At 69.6% G+C, this 24,364-nt stretch carries 21 protein-coding genes; 9 read left to right on the top strand and 12 right to left on the bottom strand.

Annotated elements, in window-relative coordinates:
• Positions 1–74: 74 nt before the first annotated feature.
• Positions 75–1,343 (bottom strand): bifunctional tetrahydrofolate synthase/dihydrofolate synthase, encoded by a 1,269-nt coding sequence (gene folC, locus H4F98_RS03910; protein ID WP_246372831.1) that lies wholly within the window; start codon positions 1,341–1,343, stop codon positions 75–77.
• Between the two features lie 215 nt (positions 1,344–1,558).
• On the opposite strand from folC, the gene H4F98_RS03905 reads away from it, so the two are divergent.
• Positions 1,559–1,777 (top strand): DUF6289 family protein, encoded by a 219-nt coding sequence (locus H4F98_RS03905; protein WP_182685326.1) that lies wholly within the window; start codon positions 1,559–1,561, stop codon positions 1,775–1,777.
• A 57-nt stretch (positions 1,778–1,834) separates the two neighbouring features.
• On the opposite strand, the gene H4F98_RS03900 is transcribed toward H4F98_RS03905, so the two are convergent.
• Both H4F98_RS03900 and serA read right to left on the bottom strand, forming a co-directional pair.
• Entirely contained in the window at positions 1,835–2,482 is a 648-nt protein-coding gene (locus H4F98_RS03900) for a histidine phosphatase family protein (protein WP_182685325.1), read from the bottom strand.
• A complete protein-coding gene (gene serA / locus H4F98_RS03895; protein WP_182685324.1) occupies positions 2,482–4,047 on the bottom strand; it encodes a phosphoglycerate dehydrogenase in 1,566 nt (521 codons plus the stop codon). The genes H4F98_RS03900 and serA overlap by 1 nt, the downstream gene beginning before the upstream one ends.
• Positions 4,048–4,341: 294 nt before the next feature.
• On the opposite strand from serA, the gene H4F98_RS03890 reads away from it, so the two are divergent.
• Positions 4,342–4,509: a hypothetical protein gene (locus H4F98_RS03890; RefSeq protein WP_182685323.1), complete on the top strand. Its 168-nt coding sequence runs from the start codon at positions 4,342–4,344 to the stop codon at positions 4,507–4,509.
• A 105-nt stretch (positions 4,510–4,614) separates the two neighbouring features.
• On the opposite strand, the gene H4F98_RS03885 is transcribed toward H4F98_RS03890, so the two are convergent.
• A complete protein-coding gene (locus tag H4F98_RS03885) occupies positions 4,615–6,705 on the bottom strand; it encodes a S46 family peptidase (RefSeq protein WP_182685464.1) in 2,091 nt (696 codons plus the stop codon).
• 686 nt (positions 6,706–7,391) lie between these two features.
• Here H4F98_RS03885 and H4F98_RS03880 point away from each other — a divergent pair.
• The 3 genes from H4F98_RS03880 to H4F98_RS16905 all read left to right on the top strand — a co-directional run bounded on the left by H4F98_RS03880 (position 7,392) and on the right by H4F98_RS16905 (position 11,497).
• Entirely contained in the window at positions 7,392–10,241 is a 2,850-nt protein-coding gene (locus tag H4F98_RS03880) for a winged helix-turn-helix domain-containing protein (RefSeq protein ID WP_182685322.1), read from the top strand.
• Between the two features lie 82 nt (positions 10,242–10,323).
• On the top strand, positions 10,324–11,358 hold the full coding sequence (gene tdh / locus H4F98_RS03875; RefSeq protein ID WP_182685321.1) for an L-threonine 3-dehydrogenase: 1,035 nt from the start codon (positions 10,324–10,326) through the stop codon (positions 11,356–11,358).
• Positions 11,359–11,365: 7 nt separating this feature from the next.
• Positions 11,366–11,497: a hypothetical protein gene (locus H4F98_RS16905; RefSeq protein WP_281368121.1), complete on the top strand. Its 132-nt coding sequence runs from the start codon at positions 11,366–11,368 to the stop codon at positions 11,495–11,497.
• Here H4F98_RS16905 and H4F98_RS03870 read toward each other — a convergent pair.
• Positions 11,471–12,166 carry a hypothetical protein gene (locus H4F98_RS03870; RefSeq protein ID WP_182685320.1) on the bottom strand — a complete coding sequence of 232 codons (696 nt, stop codon included), beginning with the start codon at positions 12,164–12,166 and terminating at the stop codon, positions 11,471–11,473. The genes H4F98_RS16905 and H4F98_RS03870 overlap by 27 nt on opposite strands.
• 116 nt (positions 12,167–12,282) lie before the next feature.
• Here H4F98_RS03870 and kbl point away from each other — a divergent pair, with 116 nt between their 5' ends.
• Positions 12,283–13,485, top strand: a complete 1,203-nt coding sequence (gene kbl / locus H4F98_RS03865; RefSeq protein WP_182685319.1) for a glycine C-acetyltransferase — start codon at positions 12,283–12,285, stop codon at positions 13,483–13,485.
• A gap of 80 nt (positions 13,486–13,565) precedes the next feature.
• Here kbl and H4F98_RS17010 read toward each other — a convergent pair whose 3' ends face one another.
• The 5 genes from H4F98_RS17010 to H4F98_RS03840 all read right to left on the bottom strand — a co-directional run bounded on the left by H4F98_RS17010 (position 13,566) and on the right by H4F98_RS03840 (position 18,048).
• Positions 13,566–13,904 (bottom strand): hypothetical protein, encoded by a 339-nt coding sequence (locus H4F98_RS17010; protein WP_425487565.1) that lies wholly within the window; start codon positions 13,902–13,904, stop codon positions 13,566–13,568.
• A 133-nt stretch (positions 13,905–14,037) separates the two neighbouring features.
• A complete protein-coding gene (locus H4F98_RS03855; RefSeq protein ID WP_182685318.1) occupies positions 14,038–14,769 on the bottom strand; it encodes a pseudouridine synthase in 732 nt (243 codons plus the stop codon).
• 71 nt (positions 14,770–14,840) lie between these two features.
• Positions 14,841–15,350 (bottom strand): hypothetical protein, encoded by a 510-nt coding sequence (locus tag H4F98_RS03850; RefSeq protein ID WP_425487569.1) that lies wholly within the window; start codon positions 15,348–15,350, stop codon positions 14,841–14,843.
• Between the two features lie 216 nt (positions 15,351–15,566).
• Complete coding sequence (locus H4F98_RS03845) at positions 15,567–16,652, bottom strand: OmpA family protein (RefSeq protein ID WP_182685316.1); 1,086 nt, start codon at positions 16,650–16,652, stop codon at positions 15,567–15,569.
• A gap of 286 nt (positions 16,653–16,938) precedes the next feature.
• Complete coding sequence (locus H4F98_RS03840) at positions 16,939–18,048, bottom strand: OmpA family protein (RefSeq protein WP_182685315.1); 1,110 nt, start codon at positions 18,046–18,048, stop codon at positions 16,939–16,941.
• Positions 18,049–18,685: 637 nt separating this feature from the next.
• Between H4F98_RS03840 and H4F98_RS03835 the strand changes: the two genes are divergently transcribed.
• The 3 genes from H4F98_RS03835 (at position 18,686) to H4F98_RS03825 (ending at position 22,361) form a co-directional block, all read left to right on the top strand.
• Entirely contained in the window at positions 18,686–20,737 is a 2,052-nt protein-coding gene (locus H4F98_RS03835; RefSeq protein WP_182685314.1) for an NADPH-dependent 2,4-dienoyl-CoA reductase, read from the top strand.
• Between the two features lie 444 nt (positions 20,738–21,181).
• Positions 21,182–21,661 (top strand): cell wall hydrolase, encoded by a 480-nt coding sequence (locus H4F98_RS03830; RefSeq protein ID WP_182685313.1) that lies wholly within the window; start codon positions 21,182–21,184, stop codon positions 21,659–21,661.
• Positions 21,662–21,749: 88 nt separating this feature from the next.
• Positions 21,750–22,361 (top strand): glutathione S-transferase N-terminal domain-containing protein, encoded by a 612-nt coding sequence (locus H4F98_RS03825; protein ID WP_182685312.1) that lies wholly within the window; start codon positions 21,750–21,752, stop codon positions 22,359–22,361.
• Positions 22,362–22,386: 25 nt separating this feature from the next.
• Here H4F98_RS03825 and H4F98_RS03820 read toward each other — a convergent pair whose 3' ends face one another.
• Entirely contained in the window at positions 22,387–22,875 is a 489-nt protein-coding gene (locus H4F98_RS03820) for a potassium channel family protein (RefSeq protein WP_343064721.1), read from the bottom strand.
• A gap of 68 nt (positions 22,876–22,943) precedes the next feature.
• Positions 22,944–24,098 (bottom strand): bifunctional 2-methylcitrate synthase/citrate synthase, encoded by a 1,155-nt coding sequence (gene prpC, locus H4F98_RS03815; protein WP_182685311.1) that lies wholly within the window; start codon positions 24,096–24,098, stop codon positions 22,944–22,946.
• Positions 24,099–24,364: the final 266 nt, after the last annotated feature.

Raw genomic sequence — 24,364 nt, 5'->3', positions numbered from 1 at the left:
GATTATACCCTCGCCGGCGCCGCGACCCGAGCGGGCGGCGGCGCTTCGTTCATCCCACGCATGCCGTGGCGGCCTCAGCCCAGCGCCGCCAGGGCCGCGGCCGCCGTGTGGAAGGACCCGAACGCCAGTACACGGTCGCCCGGCACCGCGGCCGCCAGCGCGGCCGCCAGCGCCGCGTCGACGCCCGGATGGCGCGATGCCTGTCCGGCCGCGGTACCGGCCAGGCGCTCGGCCAGCGCGTCGACGGTCTGGCCTCGGGGGCCGGCATCCTCGAGTCCGGCGAGGTACCACCGTCCCACCCGGCCCGCCAGCGCCGAGACCACGCCAGCGACGTCCTTGTCGTCGAGCGCCGCGTAGACCGCGTGCACGGCCCCGCCCGCGTCGCCGATGGCCAGGAAGTCCGCCAGGGCCGCGGCCGCCTGCGGATTGTGGCCCACATCGACCAGCACCTCGACGCCTTCGCGTTCGAAGCGCTGCAGGCGACCGGCGACGGAAGCCGTCGCCACGCCCCGCTCGATGTCCTGCGCGGCCACCGGCAGGTCCAGCGCGCGGACCGCGGCGATCGCCACGGCGGCGTTGCGCAGTTGCACCGGTGCCGCCAGGGGCGGCAAGGGCAGTTCGAGTTCGCAGCCCACTTCGCGCCACGACCAGGACGCCGCGTCGCCGGCGGGAGGCTCGAAGAAGAAATCGCAGCCCACCCGGATCGCCGGGGCGCCGACGGCATAGGCATGCCGGAGCACGCTGGAGGGCGGGTCGTCGTCGCCGATCACCAGCGGTTTCCAGGCGCGCGCGATGCCGGCCTTCTCGTGTCCGATGCGCTCGCGGTCCTCGCCGAGCCAGGCCTGGTGGTCCAGGTCGACGGTGGTGACGACGGCCACGTCGGGATCGACGATGTTGGTGGCGTCCAGGCGACCGCCCAGGCCGACCTCGAGGATGGCCAGGTCCAGTCCCGCGCGCTCGAACAGCCACAGCGCGGCGAGCGTGCCATGCTCGAAATAGGTCAGCGTCGTCGCGCCGCGCGCGGCCTCCACCGCTTCGAAGGCCTCGACAAGGTCGGCATCCGCGGCATCGATGCCGTTGATGCGCACGCGCTCGTTGTAGGCGAGCAGGTGCGGCGAGGTGTAGGCGCCGACCGACAGGCCGGCGGCGCGGACGATGGCCTCGATGAACGCGACCGTCGATCCCTTGCCGTTGGTCCCGGCCACGGTGACCACGCGGGCGGCCGGCCGGGACAGCGCCATCCGGGCGGCCACCTCCGCCACGCGCTCGAGTCCCATGTCGATGGCCCGGGGATGCTGGCGCTCGATGCGCTCCAGCCACTCGGCAAGCGTTGGCACGTTCAACTCCGTGAATGAAAAAGGCGCAGTTCGCAGTGCGGATTGCACCGGGTTCACGGGAATTATGGACGATGCCGCACACATCGGGCATCGCGGCGCCGAAATGCCGCAACGCTCACCCGTTCTTTACACGCCTGCCGCCGGCGGCGACCAAGAATGCCGTGTCGGCCTGCCGACACCTGGATTCCCGGGGAACATCCCCGATACAAGGAGCGAATGCCATGCGTATGAAAGTGATGCTCGGACTCGGACTCGTTCTCGCCATTGCCGCCGGCGTGGCCATGGCGAAACCGAGGAACGGCGAGCTGGGCGTCTACCTGGATGCCGACGGCAACGTGGTCGGCACCTATTCGGTGAGCTGCGACGGCGTCTTCAGCTACAGCGGGACGCGGACCGCCAACTCGCTGGCCAACGGCCAGCTGTTCTGCAACCTGCCGTAAGCGCGACCCCGCGGAAGCCACGCCAGCGCGTGGCTTCCGCCCTTCCGCCTCCCGCCCTCAAAGGGCCCGGTGCACCGCTTCGCCGAACAGGGCGGTGTGGTGGCTGCAATCGTTCAGGCGCACGATGTCCAGGCGCTCGACGCTGTCGCCCTCCAGCAGGTTGAGCGTCGTCGGGGCCTGGCGGAAGGTCCACAGCCGATTGAACGGGATGCCCAGCAGGTGGCACAGGATCACCCGGTTGACGGCGTCGTGGGCGACCACCAGCAGGGTGTCGTCCGTCCCCAGCCCATCCCCCGCGCGCTTCAGTGCCGGCCAGGCGCGGTCGAACACCTGCCGCAGCGACTCACCGCCCTCGCCGGGCATCTGCACCGTCTCGGGGGCCTCGCGCCAGGCCTGCAGGCGCTCGGGATCGCGCGCATGGATCTCGCTGGCCAGCAGCCCTTCCCAGTCGCCGTGGCCGATCTCCATCAGGCCCGGGTCGGTTTCCAGCATGCCCGAGCGCCCGTCGAGCGCGAGTTCCGCCGTGAGCCGCGCGCGTGCCAGCGGCGAGGCCACCGCGCGGGTGATGTCGGCATCGCGCAGGCGCTGGCCCAGCGCCCGCGCCTGCGCTTCGCCAACCGGCGACAGCGGGATGTCTTCCTGGCCCTGGTAGCGACCTTCGGCGTTCCACGGCGTCTCCCCGTGGCGGGCAAGCAGGACGCGCATCAGACCTGCCTCAGCGAGAGGATGCCGGGAGTCGCGGCCAGGGCCGCGAGTTCCTCGTCGGTCACCGGACGGTCGACGGTGATCGCCGCCCGGGCCTGGCCGTCGCCGGCGGCGCCGAGCGCGAAGTTGACGATGTTCACGCCCGCCGCGCCCAACTTCGAACCCACGGTGCCGATCATGCCCGGGCGGTCCTCGTTTCGCATCAGCAACACCGGCGCGGCCGGGTCGAACTCGATCTCGACGCCATCCAGGCGCACCACTCGGGGCCCGCGATGCAGGGTCGCCTCCACTTCGCGGGTACGCTCGTCGCTCTCGATGCGCAGGCGCAGCAGGCGGTCGAAGCCGTCGCTGTCGCCGCCGACCGTCTCGGCCACGGTCAGGCCGCGCGCGGCGGCTTCCTGCAGCGCGTTCACCGGGGTCACCCGGCCCGACGCCGTGCCCATCAGCGCAGCGACGAGCAGGCGCGTCAGCGGCCGGGTGTCGAGCGCGTCGGTGCGGCCGGCGTAGGTGATGTGCAGGCGCGTGGGCGCCGGGACCAGGCGCGAGGCCAGTCGCCCCAGCGAGGACATCAGCGGCATCCAAGGCCCGACCTCGCGCGCCGCCTCGGCGGTCAGCGGCGGCAGGTTGACGCAGCCGGCGACCGCACCGGTGGCGACGAAATCGATGATCTGGCGGGCCAGGATGGTGCTGACCGCCTGCTGGGCCTCGCTGGTCGACGCGCCCAGGTGCGGGGTCAGGATCAGCCGCGGATGGGCGCGCAGCGGCGACTCGGCCTGAAGCGGTTCGGTCACGAAGGTGTCCAGTGCCGCGCCGGCGAGGTGGTCCTCGTCGAGCAGCTGGATCAGCGCGCCCTCGTCGACCAGGCCGCCGCGGGCGGCGTTGATGAGGTAGGCGCCCTTCTTCATCGTGCGCATGCGCGCTTCCGACAGCAGGTTGGTGGTCTCCTTGGTGCGCGGGATGTGCAGGGTAATGATGTCGGCCCAGGCCAGCAGTTCGTCCAGGCTCTTGAGCTTCACGCTGCCCTTGGCGGCCGCGGCGGCCGGCAGGAAGGGATCGTGCGCGGCGACTTCCATGCCGATGCCGGCGGCCTTGCGCGCCACCGTGCTGCCGATGCGCCCCAGGCCGATCACGCCGAGCTTCTTGCCCTCCAGCTCGAACCCGGTCAGGCCGGCCTTCGGCCAGCCGCCCGCCTTCATGCCGGCATCGGCCCGCGGGATGTGGCGCGCCAGCGCGAACAGCAGCGAGATCGCATGCTCGGCGGCCGCCAGGGTGTTGCCGTCGGGGGCGTTCATGACCGCGATGCCGCGGGCGGTCGCCGCGTCCACGTCGATCGTGTCGACGCCGGCGCCGGCGCGACCGATCACCTTGAGCTTGTCGGCCTGGGCCAGGGCCTTGGCCGGCACCTTGGTGGCCGAGCGCACCAGGATCGCGTCGAAATCCGCCAGCCTGGCGGCGAGCGCGTCGGGATCCTTGATCGGTTCGGGGGCGACTTCCACCTCCCATCCCGCGTCGCGGAACAGGATCAGGCCGTCTTCATGGATGCCATCACAGGCCAGGACTTTCATTGCATGCTCCAGTGGGTAGGGAAACCCGCGGAGTCCGCATGCAGCCGGCACTTCGGATGGAGACGCCGCACCGAAGGGTGCGGGGGGACCTGCGACACGCTGCAGGTCGGGCATTGCTGCCACTGATCGGGAAACGGGGCCGGCTGGCATGGGAATCCGCGATGCCGGCAAGACTAGCAGAGTCCACCCGGCGCGCAACCGTTACCTCCGAAACCACTCCCCGGCCGCCGCCATTGCGGCACGTGCAGTCAGGCGCCCCGAGGCGTAAGCTCGAGGCATGGAGGCACCGCGGCCATGATCCTGGATTCCATGCTGGCCCACAGCCCCGTCCTGCTGTGCCTGGCGTCGGCCCTGCTGCTGCTCGGCTATGGCGCGGTGCGCCTGGTCCAGGCCGGCGTGCGCGCGGGGCGACGCTGCCTGGGCACCGGCGGCGCACAGGCCGGCATGTCCCACCACGCCTGAATCGCGGGCCGGCGGTAACGCCCCCCTCTTGAACGCCCGGCTCTTCCAGACTGCAACGGGCCGGCGATGCCGGCCCGTTGCAGTCGTCTTCGCCGCCGGTGCGGTTCAGTCCTTGGCCGGCACCCCGAGCTCGGCCAGGATCTGCGGCGCCGGGAAGACTTCCTGCATGATCCAGCGCATGTAGCGCTGGTCGACCGCGATCATGCGCGTCATCGTCGGGTCGAACACCCAGTTGCTGCTCACCGACTCCCAGTTGCCGTCGAACGCGAGGCCGACGAGCTGGCCGTGGGCGTCCATGACAGGCGAACCGGAATTGCCGCCGGTGATGTCCAGGTCGGACAGGAAGTTGACCGGCACGGTACCCAGGTCCTTGTCCTGCAGGCCGCCGTAGCGCTTGGCCGCGATGGCGTCGAGCAGGGCCTGCGGGGCATCGAAGGGCGCCTCGCCGGTGGCCTTGGCCGCGACCTCCTCGAGCCGGGTGAACGGCGCCTGCTTGCTACCATCCACCTTGGTGTAGCCCATGACGTTGCCGAAGGTGATGCGCAGCGAGGAGTTGGCGTCGGGATAGACGAACTCGCCCTCGCTCTTCTTGTAGTCGGCCACCGCCTGCAGGTAGACCGGGCGGGCCAGCAGCGCGTCGCCCGCGCGCACCTTGCCCTCCTGTTCCAGCGCCAGCAGGGTCGGCATGACCGCGACGGCGAGGTCGATCGCCGGGTCCTTGCTCTTCTCGAACTCCGCCCGATCGGCCGTCATCAGGCCCAGCCGGTATTCGGTGATGCCCAGGTTGGTCTTGGCCAGGCGGTCGAGTGCGCCCTCGATCGCCTTCTCGTCGTTGCCGCCCAGCCAGGCGTCGAGCGCCTCGACGTGCTGGTCGGCCGGCAGCTTCACGTACTCGCGCAGCCAGTAGGCCTGCAGTTCGCGGTCCATTTTCGGATCGTAGCGACGCTCCATCTGCCGCATGCCGCCCTCGAAGCCGGGCAGGTCGCGGTCCTGGTAGCCCTGCTCGCGATCGGCGTCGGGCCGGTCGCGCTCGATCGCCAGGCGGTACAGCTGGACCGCCGCGCCGATGGTGCCGGTCCGGCGCAGTTGGCCCAGGACCAGGTCGCGGTCGCGCTGGGCGCGGGCCTGTTCGTCCAGTGCGACCAGGGTGGCGTGCGCCTCGAGAGCGGCCTTGCCTTCGTCGCCCTGCTCGTGCAGCCACTCCAGCACCGCGGCTTCGCCGGCGTGCTTGGTCGCGGCGGCATGGGTCCGGCGGAAGCCCTCGAGCTGGCCGTCGTAGTTCTTCATCGCGTTCTGCCAGCCCCGGATGGTGCTCGCGTACTTGACCTCGATCGAAGGGTCCTGCTTGCCTGCGGCCTCGACCAGGGCCACGAGCTTCTTGTAGTGGGCGCCGACCGTCGGGTAGGCCCAGTTCGCGGTCTCGTCGAATTCCTCGGCCAGGGCATAACGGGCCGTGCGCCCGGGATAACCCGCGACCATGACGAAATCGCCGGCTTCCAGCGGCCGGCTGGCGATCTTCAGCCAGTGCCTGGGCTGGTAGGGCACGTTGCCTTCGGCATAGGCCGCGGGCTTGCCGTCCTTGCCGACGTAGGCGCGATAGAAGGAGAAGTCGCCGGTGTGGCGCGGCCACATCCAGTTGTCGACCTCGCCGCCGTAGTTGCCGATGCTGCTGGGCGGCGCGTAGACCAGGCGCACGTCCTTGATCTCGAGGTTGCGGAACAGGCGATAGGTGTTGCCGCCGGAAAAGCTGTACAGGCGGCAGCGGAAGCCTTCGCCGGCCTCGCACTGGGCGACGAGCTGCTTCTCGATGCGCTCCAGCGCCTCGGTGCGGCCCAGCGCATCCGGGGCGGCGCCGATGGCGGCCTTCACCCGGTCGGTGACGTCCTGGATGTCGTCGAGCGCGTAGATGCGCGCGTTGGGGCCGGCGGAAACCTCGGCGGCCGGCGTCGCGGCATTGAAGCCCTCGGCCATCAGGTTGCGCTCGGGGGTGGAGTTCAGCTGGATGGCGCCGTACGCGCAATGGTGGTTGGTGACCACCAGGCCCTGCGGCGACACGAAGCTGGCGGTACAGCCGCCCAGCGAGACGACCGCGCCCATCGGGTCGCCGGTCAGGTTGGCCAGCTGCTCGGGCTTGAGCTTCAGGCCGGCCTTGCGCAGCGGCTTGGCGATCTCCGGCAGCTGTTGCGGTACCCACATGCCCTCGCCCGCCACCGCGGATCCGACCAGGCCAGTCAATGCGATGGCCGCGGCCAACACCCCATAACGCATGCCCACACTCCTTCTGCTGTTCGACCCGGGAGTGTAGCGGCTGGGCCGCGAGCACGGCCATGACGGAAGTCAGGTGGCGCCGGTGCGTGCGTTCGACGGGAGCCGCCGGAAAGAAGGCCCGGCCGCGGGGGCCGGGCAACAATGCCGCAGACACGCATTGAAGACGTCGCCCTCCTGCACATCCCATTGCCGGGGGCGACCCAAGCAGCCTTCAGCCATCGTCGCCAGCGCGTGCACGCGGCCGTGCCGGGGCCCTGGACGCCGCGCCCGCCTCGATGGCTCGCCTGCATTTGGAGGGATCGGCGAAGACAAAACCTCGTCACGCCGCTAAAAAGAACTCAATTTTTCTAAAGCAATCCAAAGGCAAGCCATTGATCCGCAAGCCATCCCGGGGGCCGGGGCGACCCGCGTGCCGCGCGCGGGCAGCCACCCATCGCCCCACCACTGGCCGCCGCCGCCGGGCGATGGCACAGTCATGGCACGGGCAAGGGGGCCCATGACTGTCAGGGAACGCGGGCGTGGCCGGGCCATCGGCCTGTGCCGCCGCATGCACCACGCGCGGGCTCCGGGCGTGGGTGCCGCAGACAGCTTTCCCGACACGCAATGGGGGTTCGATGCCGGAAGTTCCTGAGACCAGCACGCCGTCGTGGCCGCCCCGGATCCGTTTCCTGCGCATTGGCGACGTCGTGATCGACCTCGCGTTGCGCCGGGTCCTGCACGGTGAACAGGCGACCGAGTTGCCGCAGCGCGTGTTCGACGTGCTCCTGCTGCTCGCCGCCGAACCGCACGTGCTGCACACCCGCCAGGCACTGCTGGCCCGGGTGTGGTCCGGGGTCATCGTCGAGGACGCGAACCTCTCCCAGAGCGTCAGCGTGCTGCGCAAGGCCCTGGGCGAGGCGCACAAGACCTGGATCCGCACCCGCTCCAAGCAGGGCTACGTATTCGAACCGCCCTTCGACATCGAAGCGCTGGAAACATGGGCGCCGGGCGAGGCGCCCGTCGCGGGCGTTGCCGTGGAGGAAGAAGCCCAGGTCCGCGACCCGGCGGCGCCAGCCGTCACCGGGCCCGCGTCGCGGCGCGCCTTGTCGGTGCGTGCGACCCTGGCCACGGCGGCCGCGCTGGCCCTGCTGGCCACCCTTGCCTGGTGGCTGCTTCCCCGGCTCGCAACGCCGGGCGATGCGCCTGCGCTGCCGGCGTCGGTGACCCTGATCCCGGTCGAGGACCCCGGGCGGGACAACGTCGACGCGGCGTCGCTGGAGTTGCTCGATGCCTGGCTGGGCTGGAAGCTCGGCTCGCTGCCCGATGTCACCGTGCTGACCCCCGCCCACCTGGCGGCCGATCCGGCCGCGCAGGCGCGCAACACCGTGGTCCTGCTCTCCACCGGCCCCTCCCCGCAAGGTCCCGAAACGCGTGTCGTGCGGGCCCGGTTCGAGAAGGACGGCGAAGTCCATCGCCTGCAGCAGGAAGGCGATCCCGCGGATGTCGCCCTGCTCGTCGACCGGCTCTCGGACGCGGTGCTCGCGGCGCTCTATCCGGACCGCCCGCCCCAGGCATGGCCGTCCCTGCGGGTGACGCCCGAGGCCGCCACCGGCTTCCTCGCGCTGGAACGGGCACGACGTGCCCACCATTGGGGCGACGCAGTCCAGGCCGGCGACGCGCTGGTCCGCGAGGCCCCTGATTTCGCCCTGGGCCACCTGCACCTGGCCCGTGCCCAGGCGACCCTCGGCCGATTGCCGGAAGCGCGCCGCCACCTGGAGACCGCACGCGAGCTGCTGCAGCCGATGCCCGCCGAGGCCGAGGCCCTGTTGAAGGCCCAGCAACTGGCCCTGTCGAACGACCACGCCGCCGCGGCCGAGGCCTATGCCCGGCTCGCCCAGCGCTACCCGGACCAGACCTGGTTCGCGCAGCAACAGGCCCGTGCCCTGGGGCGCGCCGGCCGCTTCGCCGATGCGCTGGCGCTGATGCAGACGCCGATATGGGACCGCCCCCTGCCGGCCTCGACGGAAATGCAGAAGTGGTTCAACCGGGCGATCTTCCAGGCCCCCCTGGGCGACCTGGAGGGCGCCATCGAGAGCGCCCGCAAGGCCGACGCGCTGGCCGCCGCCGCGGGCGAGGAGTGGGCCTACGACCGGGGCCACACGCTGATGCTGCTCGCCCAGCTGCAGGTCGACAGCGAACCCGACCGCGACACCCGCGCCGGCTTCGAGGCCGCGGCGGCCCAGTTCGAGAAGGCCGGCGATGCGTTCTCGGCCCTTCGCGCACGTTTCCTCGGCGAAGTACTGGGGCCGCCGAAGGCCCAGTACCGCTACCTCGACGAATGGCTGGCGCAGGCGCGCGCGGCCGGGCAGCGGCAACTGGAGCTGGGCGCCCTGCGCGCCGCGGCCTTCCAGCAGTATCGCGCGGGCAATATCCAGGCCTATCGCCTGCGGCTGATGCAGGCGATGGCCGTCGCCGAATCGATGGACGACCCGTGGAGCACCAACGCGATCGAGCGCGACCTGCTCAACGAGGAATACCTGCAGGGGCGCTTCACCCAGGCCGGCGAACGCATCGCCCGCATGGCCGGCAACGACCAGCAGGGCGAACTGGTCACCTGGGCCCGCCTGTTCGAGGTGTTCATCGACCAGATGCAGGGCCGCAACGCGCGGGCCCTCGCCGCCGCCGAACGCGGACGCACGCGGATGGACGACCCGGGCCTGCCGTCGCCGTCGCAATCGGTGAGGGACCGCTACGCCTGCGCCAGCGGACAGATCCAGACCACCATGGGTGATCCGCAGGCCGCACGCGCCAGCTACGCCCGCTGCCCGGCCACCGATCCGGCGCTGGAGCTGGTCGCCATCATCGGCCTGGCGGAAGTCGACCTGGATACCGGTGACACCGTCGCGGCCCTGGCTGGCCTGCACCGCGCACTGGGCAAGCTGCCGGACCTGGACACGGCGCCGGGGCGCTGGATCCTGAAGCTGGAGATCGCGCCCCTGCTGGCCGCCGCCGGCGAGCGCGAGGAGGCCGAGCGACTGAACCGCGACGTCCTGCCGGAAGTGCAGCGCGCCGGTTACGGCATGCTCACCGCGATGGCCCAGGTGGGCCTGGCCGAACTGGCCCTGTCGCGGGGCGAGCTGGACGAGAGCCGGCGCTGGGCGGGGCAGGCGCGCGCCAGCCTGCCCGAGCCGATCTGGCTGGTCGACCAGCGGATCGACCTGGTGGAAGCGGGCCTGGCCCGCCTTGCCGGCGACCCTGCCGGCGCGGACGCTCGTCTGCGCACGCTGGAACACGAGGCCGGATCGCGCGACGACATGCTGGCCCGCCTGCGCGCGCTCGACGCCCTCCAGGGCACGACGGCATCGGGTCGCGTCGCGACCACGCGCATGGCCCTGGTCGCGCGCACCGGGCTTCGCGGGGTCTCGGTCGACTGGATGATGCCGCCCGCCGGCGGCGACAGCCTGAAGGGCGACGATACGCCCTGACCCCTCCCGGCGGCCCGTGCCGGGTGCCGGCGATATAATGGAAGGCCGTCCTTCAAAGGGCCGCCGCGCGCGGCTGGTGTCGATGAGCCAAATGATGAAAGCCCTGGTCAAGCGCGAAGCCGGAAAGGGCATCTGGATGGAAGAGGTGCCGGTACCCGAGCCGGGCCCGAACGAAGTCCTGATCAAACTCGAGAAGACCGCGATCTGCGGCACCGACCTGCACATCTACCTGTGGGACGAGTGGAGCCAGCGCACGATCAAGCCGGGCCTGGTGATCGGCCACGAGTTCGTCGGCCGAATCGCCGAGATCGGCCCCGGCGTCACCGGCTACCGCATCGGCCAGCGCGTTTCCGCCGAGGGCCACATCGTCTGCGGGCACTGCCGCAACTGCCGCGCGGGCCGCCAGCACCTGTGCCCGAACACGATCGGCATCGGCGTCAACCGCGACGGCGCGTTCGCCGAGTACGTGGTCATGCCCTCGAGCAACCTGTGGCCGATCCCGGACCAGATCCCCGGCGAGCTGGCGGCGTTCTTCGACCCCTACGGCAACGCCGCGCACTGCGCGCTGGAGTTCGACGTCGTCGGCGAGGACGTGCTCATCACCGGCGCCGGCCCCATCGGCATCATCGCCGCGGGCATCTGCAAGTACATCGGCGCGCGCAATGTCGTCGTCACCGACGTCAACGACTTCCGTCTCAAGCTGGCCGCCGACATGGGCGCGACCCGCGTGGTCAACGTCACCAACACCTCGCTCAAGGACGTGATGGCCGACCTGCACATGGAAGGCTTCGACGTCGGCCTGGAGATGAGCGGCAACCCGCGCGCCTTCAACGACATGCTCGACTGCATGTACCACGGCGGCAAGATCGCGATGCTGGGCATCATGCCAAAGGGCGCGGGCGCGGACTGGGACAAGATCATCTTCAAGGGCCTCACCCTGCACGGCATCTACGGCCGCAAGATGTACGAGACCTGGTACAAGATGACCCAGCTGGTGCTCAGCGGCTTCCCGCTGGGCAAGGTGCTCACCCACCAGTTGCCGATCGACGACTTCCAGGAAGGCTTCGACCTGATGGAGTCGGGCAAGGCCGGCAAGGTCGTGCTGAGCTGGAACTGAGCCGGTCGTGTCGACGACGGTGCTGCTGACCGCGCTGGTGGGCCTCCTGCTGGCCGGCCTGGTCGCCACCATGGTCCGGGGCGCGCGCCTGCCGTCCCGGCCGCGCCCGCGCTCATCGGCCACCGACGACGGCGCTTGAGCGCGCGCGGCGACACGCCCACGCGAACACCCCGAACATCGCCGTCAGCCACAGCCCCAGTTGCCACTCCAGGCGGTTCTCCCACTGGTCCCGCGTCACCGGGTCGGATACCAGCGCCGACACCGCCACGCTGGCCACCCCCAGCGCCAGCATGCCCAGGGCGACGCCCTGGAGCGGTCGCGCCATCGCGGGCCTGGGCCGCACGCGGGCCACCCCGCGCAGCACCTGCATCAGCGCCAGGAAGGTACCGCCGAAGTACACCGTGATGCCGTAGCGGCGCAGCAGGCGGTAGATCCCGCCCTCGCTGCCAAGGAAGCCGACGTACAGCAACAGGAAGGCCGCGGCCAACAGCCCCAGCCATGCCACCGACCGCGCGCGCGCGCCCGACAGTCGGTTCAACCAAGGCGCGATCCGCCACCAAAACAGGCCTTGCAGGAGTGCCGCCGGCGCCATGAGGGCCTTGAATGCCCCATTGCCCCACCCGTGCCGGGCCGCGCGGCTGATCGACGTGCAGCCCTCCAGGTGCGGCAGGCAGGCCGGCACCCAGCCGTCGCGAATCGACAGGTACAGGGCCAGGTGCCCGGCCAGGAACGGCAGCAGGGCGCACGACAGCGGCAGCCACCCGCACGGCGGCCTGGGCTTCGGACCGGGTCCGTCGTCGTGGCGCATCCCCCGATGCTATTCGATGCAGGTGCCGGGGTGCCCTGCCCCGCCCATCGCCAGCCGATAGAATGGGCGCTTCCCCGTGACACGACCTTGCCGCGCTGCGCGCGCCGGAGCCCCACATGCCCAACGACACCGCCCCGCTGACCGCCCATTACGCCGCCGAGCTCGACGCCATCCGCGAGCAGGGCCTGTTCAAGGCCGAGCGCATCATCACCAGCCCGCAGTCGGCCGAGATCACCCTGGCCGATGGCCGCAAGGTGCTCAATTTCTGCGCCAACAACTACCTGGGACTGGCCGACCACCCCGACGTCATCGAGGCGGCGAAGGCCGCGCTCGACAGCCATGGCTTCGGCATGGCCTCGGTGCGCTTCATCTGCGGCACGCAGGACCTGCACAAGCAGCTCGAGGCGACCATCGCCTCGTTCTTCGGCACCGAGGACACCATCCTCTACGCCGCCTGTTTCGACGCCAACGGCGGCCTGTTCGAGCCCTTGCTGGGGCCGGAGGACGCCATCATCTCCGACGCGCTCAACCATGCCTCGATCATCGACGGCGTGCGCCTGTGCAAGGCCCAGCGCTTCCGCTACGCCAATTGCGACATGGCCGACCTGGAGGCGCAGCTGCAGGCCGCCGACGCCGCCGGTTGCCGGACCAAGCTGATCACCACCGATGGCGTGTTCTCGATGGACGGCTTCATCGCCCCGCTCGACCGGATCACCGCGCTGGCCCGCCAGTACGGCGCGCTGGTGCACATCGACGAATGCCACGCCACGGGCTTCCTGGGAGCGAACGGCAAGGGCTCGGCCGAGATCAAGGGCGTGCTGGCCGACATCGACATCATCACCGGTACGCTCGGCAAGGCCATGGGCGGCGCACTGGGTGGATTCACCACCGCCAGGCGCGAGGTCATCGAGATGCTGCGCCAGCGCTCGCGTCCCTACCTGTTCTCCAACTCGCTGCCACCGCACGTCGTCGCCGCCGGCATCAAGGCGTTCGAGATGCTGTCGAGCGCCGGCGAACTGCGCGAGCGCCTCGCGGCGAACACCGCGTACTTCCGCGAAAAGATGAGCGCCGCGGGTTTCGATCTCAAGCCGGGCGTGCACCCCATCGTCCCGGTGATGCTCTACGACGCGCCGCTGGCGCAGAAGTTCGCCGAGCGGCTGCTGGAGGAAGGCATCTATGCGATCGGCTTCTTCTTCCCCGTGGTGCCGAAGGGCCAGGCGCGCATCCGCACCCAGATGAGCGCGGCGCACGATCGCGAACACCTCGACCGGGCCATCGATGCCTTCACCCGGATCGGACGCGAGCTGGGCGTGGTCTGACGCCGGTGCGGGACGCCGCCATGCGGCGCCCCGCGCGGACCGCCCCTGTCATCCGGCAGGGGCGCGACCGTCTTCCACGATCAGGGCGTGCCGCCGCCCTCGGCGGCCTGGGGCGCCGGCTGCGCCGGGGCGGGATGGCCCGCGCCACGTGCCACGCGGACGCCGCGGGCCTTCATCCAGGCATCGAACTCGTCGGCGGTCATCTGCCGGCCTTCCTGGTGCATGTTGAAGCGGTACGGGGTGTTGTCGTGCTCCGTACGCGGCTTGTAGGTATTCGGATCGGGCAGCTGGCTCGCCGCCGCGGGCGCGGCCGCTTCGGCCTGGGCTGCGTCCTGCTTGGCGGCAGCCGGATCCTGCGCCAGGGCGGTGGTAGCGAACAGGCAGAGCGAAACCGCCACGATCAGTGGATTCTTGCGCATCACGAGTACTCCCCAACAAAAGTAACCGGAAGATTAATCCCTGCACGCGCGTTGTGCATGTGGAGAAATCGTGAAGGCCTGCACGTTCCCGACAATCCGCGGGATTTCCGACCGACGGCAAGGCGCTTGGGCGTCACGGACCGGGGCGGGCGAGCGCCTTGACCTCTTCTTCGCTGAGCGGGCGCCACTCGCCCTTGGGCAGTTCGCCCAGCGCCAGGGACCCGATCGAGACCCGGACCAGCCGCAGCACGGGCAGGTCGAATGCCGCCAGCAGCCGACGGATCTGGCGGTTTCGCCCCTCGTCGAGCACGATTTCCAGCCAGGCATTGCGTGCTCCATGCCGAAGCACGCGGGCATCGCGCGCGTGAAGGCGCTCCCCGCCCTCCACGATGCCCGCTACGAGCGCGGCCATGAGCCCGTCCGCGGGCAGCCCGCCCACCTGCACGTGGTAGGTCTTGTCGGGGCCGGTCTGGGGGTCGGCGATGCGCGCCGACCAGCCGGTGTCGTTGCTGAACAGCAGGAGCCCTTCGCTTGCCTTGTCCAGTCGCCCCACGGGCGCCAGCCACGGCAGGGCGGCGCCCTGCAGGCACCGGTAGACGGTGTCGCGGCCCTGCTCGTCGCGGACGGTGGTCACCAGGCCCCGGGGCTTGTTGAGCATGAGGTAGGTGCGCGTCGGGGGGGCAAGCGCGCGGCCGTCCACCTCGATCCGGTTGTCGCGCCCGGCGACGGGAAACTCCGGGTCGCGCACGACCCGGCCGTCCACGCTGACGCGGCCGGCCACGACCCACCGCGCCGCCTCGGTCCGCGAGCACACGCCCTGCTTGGAGAGTGCTCGGGCCAGGCCGTGGCGGGCGGGAGCACGCATGGGAACGGCGCTCAAAACAAAGACGGCCGCTTGCGCGGCCGCCGTCCGGTCACTGGAAACGGCGACACGGCTTATTCGTCTCCATCCTCGGCAGGGGCCTCCTTCGGGATCGCCGGAACTGCCGGCGCCGCGGCGGGCGCGGGCGCGCCCTTGGCCACCCGTACGCCCCGCGACTTCATCCAGGCATCGAATTCCTCGGCCGTCATGCGCTTGCCGTTCTGGTTCATGTCGAAGCGCCACGGCGCATTGTCGAACTCGGTGCGCGGCTTGTAGGCCGCCGGATCATTGGCTTCCAGCGCCGCAGGCGCCACCGCGGGCATGGCACTGGCCACACTCTGGCAGTTGCCCAGTTTGAGCCGGAACACCACCTGGTCCACCGACTGCGCTTCGTCGTACGCGTGCGCGAGCACGCCGGTGGGGGCGCCAAGCTGCTGGCTGGGCGCGGTCAATTCGGACGACACCGGGGCGACGATGGTGGGTCGGACCGGCAGCGGTTGCGGCGCAACGAGCGCGTTGCAGTCGCTCGTCGGCGCGGCGTTCGCGACGCCGGCGAGCAGCAGCAGGGAAATGGCAGGGAGCATGCGCTGCATGGGGGGATCTCCTTTGGCACGGGCCAAGGCTCATGCGTGGCGCATGAACGTCTCCAGCAGTTTAGGCCCGCCCTTGGGTGGCGACAACCGGCGCCGGTCACGTTTGGCTCATCGAGTCGCGGAGCTGCGGGCCGAAACGAAGAAACCCGGCGCGAGGCCGGGTTTCCAGGAACCATGGGGCGGGCCGCGAAGCCCGCCTTGCATGGATCAGTTCTGCACGTTCAGCTCGGTGCGACGGTTGGTCTCGCTCTTGCAGCCCGGCAGGGTCTGCTCGGTCGGCTCCAGCGGACGGCTCTCGCCGTAACCGATCGGACCCACCATGCGCGAGGCGTCGATGCCGTTGCTGCTCAGGTAGTCGTACACCGCGGTCGCACGGCGCTCCGACAGGCCCTGGTTGTACGCGTCCGAACCGCACAGGTCGGTATGACCGGCCACTTCGACGCGCAGCTCCGGATAACGCTTCAGGATCTCCGTCGCCTCCGACAGGATCGCCACCGCGTCCGGACGCAGCGTCGACTTGTCGAAGTCGAAGTTCACGCCCTTCAGGTCGATGGTGACCGGCACCGGGCAGCCGTCCGGACCGATGGTCTGGCCAGCCTGCGAACCCGGGCACTTGTCGTCGCAGTTGTTCACGCCGTCGCCGTCGTCGTCCATGTCGGCGCAGGTGGCGACCGGAGCGTCCGGCACGACCGGGGCAGCGGCGAGGGTGCCGAGCGGGATCACGACGCCGACCGAGGCCAGCACGTCGCCGAACCAATCGGCATCCTGGTCGCCATTGACGTTCTGGCCGTCGAAGTCACCACGGTAGGCGACTTCGGCGCGCAACTTGGCGCGGCTGCCGACGTCGCCCTGGACGCCGAGGCCGAGCTTGGCGGCGAAGTTGCTGTTCTCGCGCTGGCCGGGGGAATCCGGGCTCGGGAAGGCGTCGTACTCTTCCTCGGCGCGCTGCATGCCCAGGCCCATCAGCAGGTAGGGGGCCCAGTTGCGGCCTTCCTGGGTGAAGTGGCGACGCAGGTCGAACGAGATGCCGTACTGACTCCAGTTCAGGTTCTGGTTCGCATCGACATTGGGGTTCTGATAGTTCAGTTCACCGTCCAGCGACCAGTTCTCGCTCAGGAACTTGCCCACGCCGGCGGTCAGGAACGGGGCGTTGCGCGTGCCGCGCTCGTTGTCCTGGATGTTGAAACCGGCGCCGCCGGTCAGGTACCAGCGATCATCGAAATCCTGTGCGCTGGCGACCTGCGAGAAAGCCAGGCCCGCGAGCATTGCAGTGCTCAACAAGCGGATCTTCATCTATCACACTCCTTTCATTGAATCGGTCGTCATGGACCAGGTCGGGTTCAGTATTTCTCACGGCACATTTCAACTCAGGGACACGTCCGGCTTGAGCTCCGAGCCTGCGCCGTGGTCACTGGCGATCGAGATCATACACTGTCAACGCAAATGTTAAAACCGGTTAACGCCGTGTTGGCGTTCTTCCACCGGCCCTGCCGCAAGGGGCTTCCAAACGAGGAAACCCGGCCGCAAGGCCGGGTTTCCAGGAACCATGGGGCGGGCCGCGAAGCCCGCCTTGCATGGATCAGTTCTGCACGTTCAGCTCGGTGCGACGGTTGGTCTCGCTCTTGCAGCCCGGCAGGGTCTGCTCGGTCGGCTCCAGCGGACGGCTCTCGCCGTAACCGATCGGACCCACCATGCGCGAGGCGTCGATGCCGTTGCTGCTCAGGTAGTCGTACACCGCGGTCGCACGGCGCTCCGACAGGCCCTGGTTGTACGCGTCCGAACCGCACAGGTCGGTGTGACCGGCCACTTCGACGCGCAGCTCCGGATAACGCTTCAGGATCTCCGTCGCCTCCGACAGGATCGCCACCGCGTCCGGACGCAGCGTCGACTTGTCGAAGTCGAAGTTCACGCCCTTCAGGTCGATGGTGACCGGCACCGGGCAGCCGTCCGGACCGATGGTCTGGCCAGCCTGCGAACCCGGGCACTTGTCGTCGCAGTTGTTCACGCCGTCGCCGTCGTCGTCCATGTCGGCGCAGCTCGGCACGGGGGCCGGCGGCGGGGCTTCCACGGGCTCGGGACCCAGCGGGATCACGACGCCGATCGAGGCCAGCACGTCGCCGTACCAGTCTTCACCGTCGTTGCGCTCCGGCGGCGGGTCGTCGTTGAAGAGCTGCGCGCGGGTGTCGTTGATGCCGACGGCGCGATAGGCGACTTCGGCGCGCAGGCGCGCACGGCCCGCGTTGCCCTGGATACCGGCACCCAACTTGAGGGCGGCGCCGCCTTCCTCTTCCTCGTACGGGGAGTCGGGGTTCGGGAAGTTGTCGAGCTCGATCTCCTCGCGCTGGTAGCCCAGGCCCATCAGCACGTAGGGGTTCCAGCCGCGGCCTTCCTCGATGAAGTGGTAGCGCGCGTCGAACGAGATGCCGTACTGGCTCCAGTTCAGGTCCTGGTTGTAGTCCCAGTTCGGGTTCTGGTAGTTGAGCTCGCCGTCGATGGACCAGTTGGGCGACACGAACTTGCCCAGGCCGAGGCTGACAAACGGAGCATTGCGGGTTTCGCGATCGTTGTCCTGCAGGTTGAAGCCCGCAGCGCCGGTGATGTACCAGCGATCGTCGAATTCCTGCGCGCTGGCCGCCTGGGCCAGACCCAGTCCACCCAGCAGGGCGGCGCAGAGGAGTTTCTTATTCATATGTAGCTCCTGAAGTCAATAAATAGTGGAAACACGCGTCTGCGAGGATCCATGCCGTGGGGACGAACGTCCGTGGTGAACGCCATCGACGCGCAGGTTATTCGCGGGGCCGTGAAAGCCATGTTAACGAGCGACTAACAATCGATAGAAAAACCGCGCCTGAATTTTCGGCTCATTCTCCATTCAGGAAAACGCGCATTGACGATCGCAAAGAAGAGCATGCAGCGCCTGTCCTGCAAGGCTTACGCGCTTCGCGCCGGTATCCGCCGGGGCGGCGCGACCGGTCGTCGGAAGCTGTCGGCGCGCCGACCATCTCTGCCCCTCCGCGCTTGGATGCCGTACGACGCGGGACCGGTTCCGGCGCAACTGGACGCGTCGGGCATATTCCCGGGGAACCCGCCGGGCGATATTCCCGGGTGAGTGCTTGATTAAGTCACGCGGGGATATGTGCGCGCACCGGGCCGACGTATCCTTCAGCGCAGTCCCACGCCTGCTCTGTTCGGGCGGGTCGCCCATGGCGCTCCCGCGCGGCGCCTTCAAGCGGCACACTGGGCCCCGCCCGTCCCGCTTCGGCCGGGCAGTTGTATTGACCGTCGAAGCACGGCATCGTGCCCCTTCCATACGCAAGCGTATCCCGATGACGACCGCCAGCCCCGCAGCCGCGAGCGCGCCCCACCCGCTCTACCCGCACCTCCTGCAGTCGCTCGACCTGGGCTTCTGCACCCTGCCCAACCGCGTCCTGATGGGGTCCATGCACACGGGACTGGAAGACAAGGCCGCGGACTTCCCGAAGCTGGCGGCCTACTTCGGCGAGCGCGCCGCCGGCGGGGTCGGCCTGATCGTCACCGGCGGCTTCTCGCCCAACATCGTCGGTTGGCTCAAGCCCTTCGGCGGCACGCTGCGCTGGCCCTGGGAAGTGCGCAAGCACCGCCAGGTCACCCAGGCCGTGCATGCGCACGGCAGCCGCATCTGCCTGCAGATCCTGCATTCCGGGCGGTACGGCTACCACCCGCTGCAGGTCGCGCCTTCCCGGCTCAAGGCCCCCATCAATCCCTTCACCCCGCGCGCCCTCTCCGCGCGCGGGATCGAGCGCCAGATCGCCGCCTTCGTGCGCACGGCCCAGCTTGCCCGCGAGGGTGGCTACGACGGGGTCGAGGTGATGGGTTCGGAGGGCTACCTGCTCAACCAGTTCACCGCACCGCGCACCAACAAGCGCAACGATGCATGGGGTGGCGACGCCACCCGGCGCATGCGCTTCGCGGTCGAGATCGTCCGCCGCATCCGCGAGGCCTGCGGACACGACTTCATCATCGTCTACCGGCTGTCGATGCTCGACCTAGTCGACAACGGCCTGGCCTGGGACGAAGTGGTGCAACAGGCGCAGGCGATCGAAGCGGCCGGCGCGACGCTCATCAACACCGGCATCGGCTGGCACGAAGCGCGCGTGCCGACGATCTCGACGTCGGTGCCGCGCGCCGCGTTCACCGGCATCACCGGGCGTCTCAAGCCGCACGTGTCGCTGCCGCTGGTCACCACCAACCGCATCAACATGCCCGACGTCGCCGAGGCGATCCTCGCCCGCGGCGAGGCCGACATGGTGTCGATGGCACGTCCACTGCTGGCCGATCCGGCCTGGGTCGCCAAGGCCCACGCGCAGCGCGCGGACGACATCAACACCTGCATCGCCTGCAACCAGGCCTGCCTGGACCACGTATTCCAGAACCGGCATGCCAGTTGCCTGGTCAATCCGCGCGCCTGCGCCGAGACCGAGCTGAACTACACCGCCACCACGACGCCGCGGCGCATCGCCGTGGTCGGCGCCGGGCCGGCGGGCCTGGCCTGCGCGACGGTTGCCGGCGAGCGCGGGCACCGCGTCGTACTGTTCGACGCGCACGACGAGATCGGGGGCCAGTTCAACCTGGCCAAGCGCATTCCCGGCAAGGAAGAGTTCCACGAGACCTTGCGCTACTTCGCGCGCCGCATCGAGCAGACCGGCGTGGAACTGCGGCTGCGCACCCGCGCCGACGCCGACGCGCTGTCGGGCTTCGACGCGGTCGTACTGGCCACTGGCATCAAGCCGCGCGAAGTCGACTTCCCCGGCGCCGACGATCCGCGCGTCGTCAGCTACCTGGATGTGCTCACCGGTCGGGTCGTGCCCGGGCGTCGGGTGGCGATCATCGGCGCCGGTGGCATCGGTTTCGACGTCGCCGAGTACCTCGTGCAGGAAGGCGGGTCGCCCAGCCTCAACGCCAAGGCCTGGCGTGCCGAGTGGGGCGTGGACCTGGCCTACGGGGACAATCGCGGCGGCCTGGTCGCGCCGCGCCCGGAACCGCCGGCGCGCGAGGTATGGCTGCTGCAGCGCAGCCCCGGCAAGCCGGGCCGGCGACTGGGCAAGACCACGGGATGGATCCACCGCGCGACGCTGAAGTCGCGACAGGTCAGGATGCTCGGTGGCGTGGAGTACCTGGGCGTGGACGACGCGGGCCTTCGCGTGCGCATCGAAGGCGTCGAGCAGGTGCTCCCGGTCGACCACGTGGTGGTCTGCGCCGGACAGGAACCCTTCAAGCCGCTGGCCGACGCGTTGCCCGCCTCGATCGAGGTGCATGTGATCGGGGGCGCGGACGTCGCCGCCGAGCTCGACGCCAAGCGCGCGATCGCCCAGGGCAGCCGGCTGGCTGCCAGCATGTGACGCCAGTCACGCAAACTGCGGCGCGCGTCGTCGAGCTTTTCCTAATACAAAACCGGTGCGTTCAGCATTGGGCGGCCCCTCGCCGCCCCTTCCAAAGCCTTGCGGTACAAGGCTTTGTGCATTATCTGAGCGAAAAATAAACCGAATTGAATCCGGGACTTGGGCACGCTATTCAGCTTGTGTTTAATAAGCGGCGGCTACCTTGCGCCAACTTTTGCAGCCGCCCATCCCGCGGCCACCCTCACCGCCCCGCGATCCTGCGGCTCGGTGATCGGGGCAAAGCGCGCCACAGAGCCGCCGCCCTCCAGTAATGCGATTCCCGCACCAAGCGCGGCAGGCAGCACCGCCCCGCTTAGAAAAACGCCATGTCGGCCAGTCCCTGCTTCACCGCCCTTTCCGGGTGGACGCTGGAGTGCGGTCCGACGCAACGAAGTTGGAGTTCACATGAAGTTGGCATGGATCCTCTGGTTGGCATCGGTATTGCCGCCCAACGCCGCAGATTCACTCTGTCTCAGCACCACGCTTTACCTCGAGGCCCGCGACCAGTCCGTCCAGGGCCAGCAGGCCGTCGCCGAAGTCGCCCTGCGCCGCCGCGACAGCGGCCTCTGGGGCGACGATGTCTGCTCCGTGGTCACCGCCCGCAAGCAGTTCGCGCCGACCATCGTGTCGCCCAACACCCGCCTGAGCAACGTCGATGCCTGGGGCGAGGCGGTGAGCGTCGCCCTGGAAGCCGAGCGCAACTGGGCGCTGCCGGTCGGCGAGCGCAAGGAGATCGTTCCCGGCGCCAGCCATTTCCTGGCCGCGAGCATCGCCAGCCCGAGCTGGCGCAATGCCTACCAGGTGGCCAAGATCGGCGACCACACCTTCCTGAAGGTGCAGACCCTCAAGCCGCGCAAGCCGGAGCCCGTGCAGCCGGCGTCGTGACGCTGTGTTGCATCCCTGCCGTTGAGAATGACCCGACGGGTCGGCGATAGTCGCCGACCCGTTTTCCGTTCCAGCCCCAGGAGGCCGCATGAAGCTCTACAGCAAGCCCGGCGCGTGTTCGACCGCCGACCACATCGCGCTGCAATGGACGGGCCAGCCGTTCGAGGTCGAGGTGATGGACAAGGCGTCGATGCAGGCCCCCGCCTACCGGGCGATCAATCCCACCGGCGCGGTGCCGGCGATCACCGACGGCGACTTCACCCTCACCCAGAACGCCGCGATCATGGGCTACATCGCCGACAGCTACCCCGAAGCGGGCCTGTCCGGCGACGGCAGCGCCCGCCAGCGCGCGGAGGCCAACCGCTGGCTGGCCTTCGTCAACTCCGACCTGCACCCCGCCTTCAAGCCCCTGTTCGGCCCGGCCGCCTTCATCGCCGACGAGTCGCAGTACCCGGCGCTGCGCGAGGCCGCGCACAAGCGCCTGCGCGGGCTGTTCGAAACCGCCGACCAGCGCCTGGCCGACCGGCAGTGGCTGGCCGGCTTCCGCAGCTACGCCGACCCCTACTTCTACGTGACCCTGCGCTGGGCAACCGGCCTGAAGGTCGACCTGTCCGGCCTGGAGCACCTGGAGGCCTTCAGGCAGCGCATGGAGGCCGATCCGGGCGTGCGCGCCGCGCTCGCCGTCGAAGGCCTGGACTAGGCGCTCGGCCAGCCCCGGGCGGGGTTCAACCCTGCCCACCCCCCAGGCCGTGGCGTTCTTTCCAGTACCGGGTCATTTCCAGGTAGGTGAAGGATGCCGACCAGGTGATCAGCATGAGACCCACCAGCGCCTCGGTCCCGGCCAGCAGGCGGATCGGTCCGACCGGGATCATGTCGCCGAAGCCCACGGTGGTATAGACCATCGCCGAGAAGTAGACCGAGTCGAGCATGCTGTGCGCGTGCATGCCCTGGACGCCGCCGACGTCGGCGAGATTGAGCAGCAGGTAGTAGGTGGCGCCGAAGATCCAGATCTCGACCGTGTGCAGCGCCAGCAGCCACAGGTTGACCGCGACCAGGCGCCGGCGACCGGCGCCCTCGGCATGGTGCCGGTTGTGGTCGACGATGCGGCTGAGCACTTCGTAGTGAAGGACGATCACCAGGCCCACCGCGGCCACGGTGGCGCACGCGATCATGATGTTGGTCGGCCAGTCCTCGTACAGTGCGTCACCTCGCACTGCTGGGGCAATGAAAAAGGCCCGGATTCCCGGGCCTTTTTCGCGACGCGCGCCAACCGGCGACGCGGTCAGCGCTTGTCGATCGCCACGTACTCGCGATCCTCGGGCCCGGTGTAGTTCGCACTCGGCCGGATGATCTTGCCATCTTCGCGCTGTTCGATCACGTGCGCGCTCCAGCCGGTGGTGCGGGCGATGACGAACAACGGCGTGAACATCGCCGTCGGGATGCCCATCATGTGGTAGGCCGACGCGCTGTACCAGTCGAGGTTGGGGAACATCTTCTTGGTGTCCATCATCAGGTTCTCGATGCGCTCGGACACGTCGAACAGGGTCGGGTTGCCGCCCTCCGTACACAGCTTGCGGCTGATCTCCTTGATGATCGGGTTGCGCGGATCGCCGATGGTGTAGACCGGGTGGCCGAAGCCGATGATGATCTCCTTGCGTTCCATCCGCGCACGAATGTCCGCCTCGGCCTCGTCGGCGGTGTTGTAGCGGCTGATGATGTCCATCGCCACTTCGTTGGCGCCGCCGTGCTTGGGGCCGCGCAACGCGCCGATCGCGCCGGTCAGGCACGAATGCATGTCCGAACCGGTGCCCGCGATCACGCGCGCGGTGAAGGTCGACGCGTTGAATTCGTGCTCGGCGTACAGGATCAGCGACTTGTCCAGCGAATCGGCATGCAGGGCGCTGGGGGCTTCGCCGTGCAGCAGGTGCAGGAAGTGCGCCGCGACGCTGTCGTCGTCGGTCTCCACGTCGATGCGGCGGCCGTTGTGGGTGAAGTGCCACCAGTACAGCAGCATCGAGCCGAAGCTGGCGATCAGGGTATCGGCGATGTCGCGGGCTTCCGCGGCCGGGTGCCCCTCGCGCTCGGGCAGCACGGTGCCGAGCACGGAGCAGCCGGTGCGCAGGACGTCCATCGGGTGCGCGTTGGCCGGCACCAGCTCCAGGGCTTCCTGGACGATGGCGGGCAGGCCGCGGCGACGCTTGAGCTTGGCGCGGTAGGCCTTCAGCTGCGACGTGGTGGGGAGCACGCCATGCACCAGCAGGTGCGCGACTTCCTCGAAGGTCGCACGGGTGGCCAGGTCGTGGATGTCGTAGCCGCGGTAGTGCAGGTCGTTGCCGCTGCGGCCGACGGTGCAAAGCGCGGTGTTGCCCGCCGCCGTGCCGCTGAGCGCGACGGACTTCTTCGGCTTGGGCAGGGTGGACTTGTCGGTGTCGCTCATCGTGGATCTCCTGGGCGTGTCGTGCGTGCCGGATGCGCATCGGCGGGAACGGTCCCGCGGGCAAGAAGCATGCGCACCCGGTCGTGGAGTGAAGGGCGGGCGGCGGCAGCCGCTCCGCGCCGGTAGAACTGGCCGTCCGCCCCGGCGTGCCGCGTTGTCCTGGACGAGGGCCGATCGACCGCGGCGCGGGGCGACGCGGTCGGGCCAGCGAACGCGCCGGCGGAGGGGGCACAGGGGGCTCGCATGGCGAGGGCCTGCTCGCTCCG

This window comes from Marilutibacter spongiae, assembly GCF_014145325.1.
Classification (GTDB): Bacteria; Pseudomonadota; Gammaproteobacteria; order Xanthomonadales; family Xanthomonadaceae; genus Marilutibacter; species Marilutibacter spongiae.
Note: the sequence above shows the minus strand (reverse complement) of the source record. Positions and strands in the feature narration are given on the sequence as shown.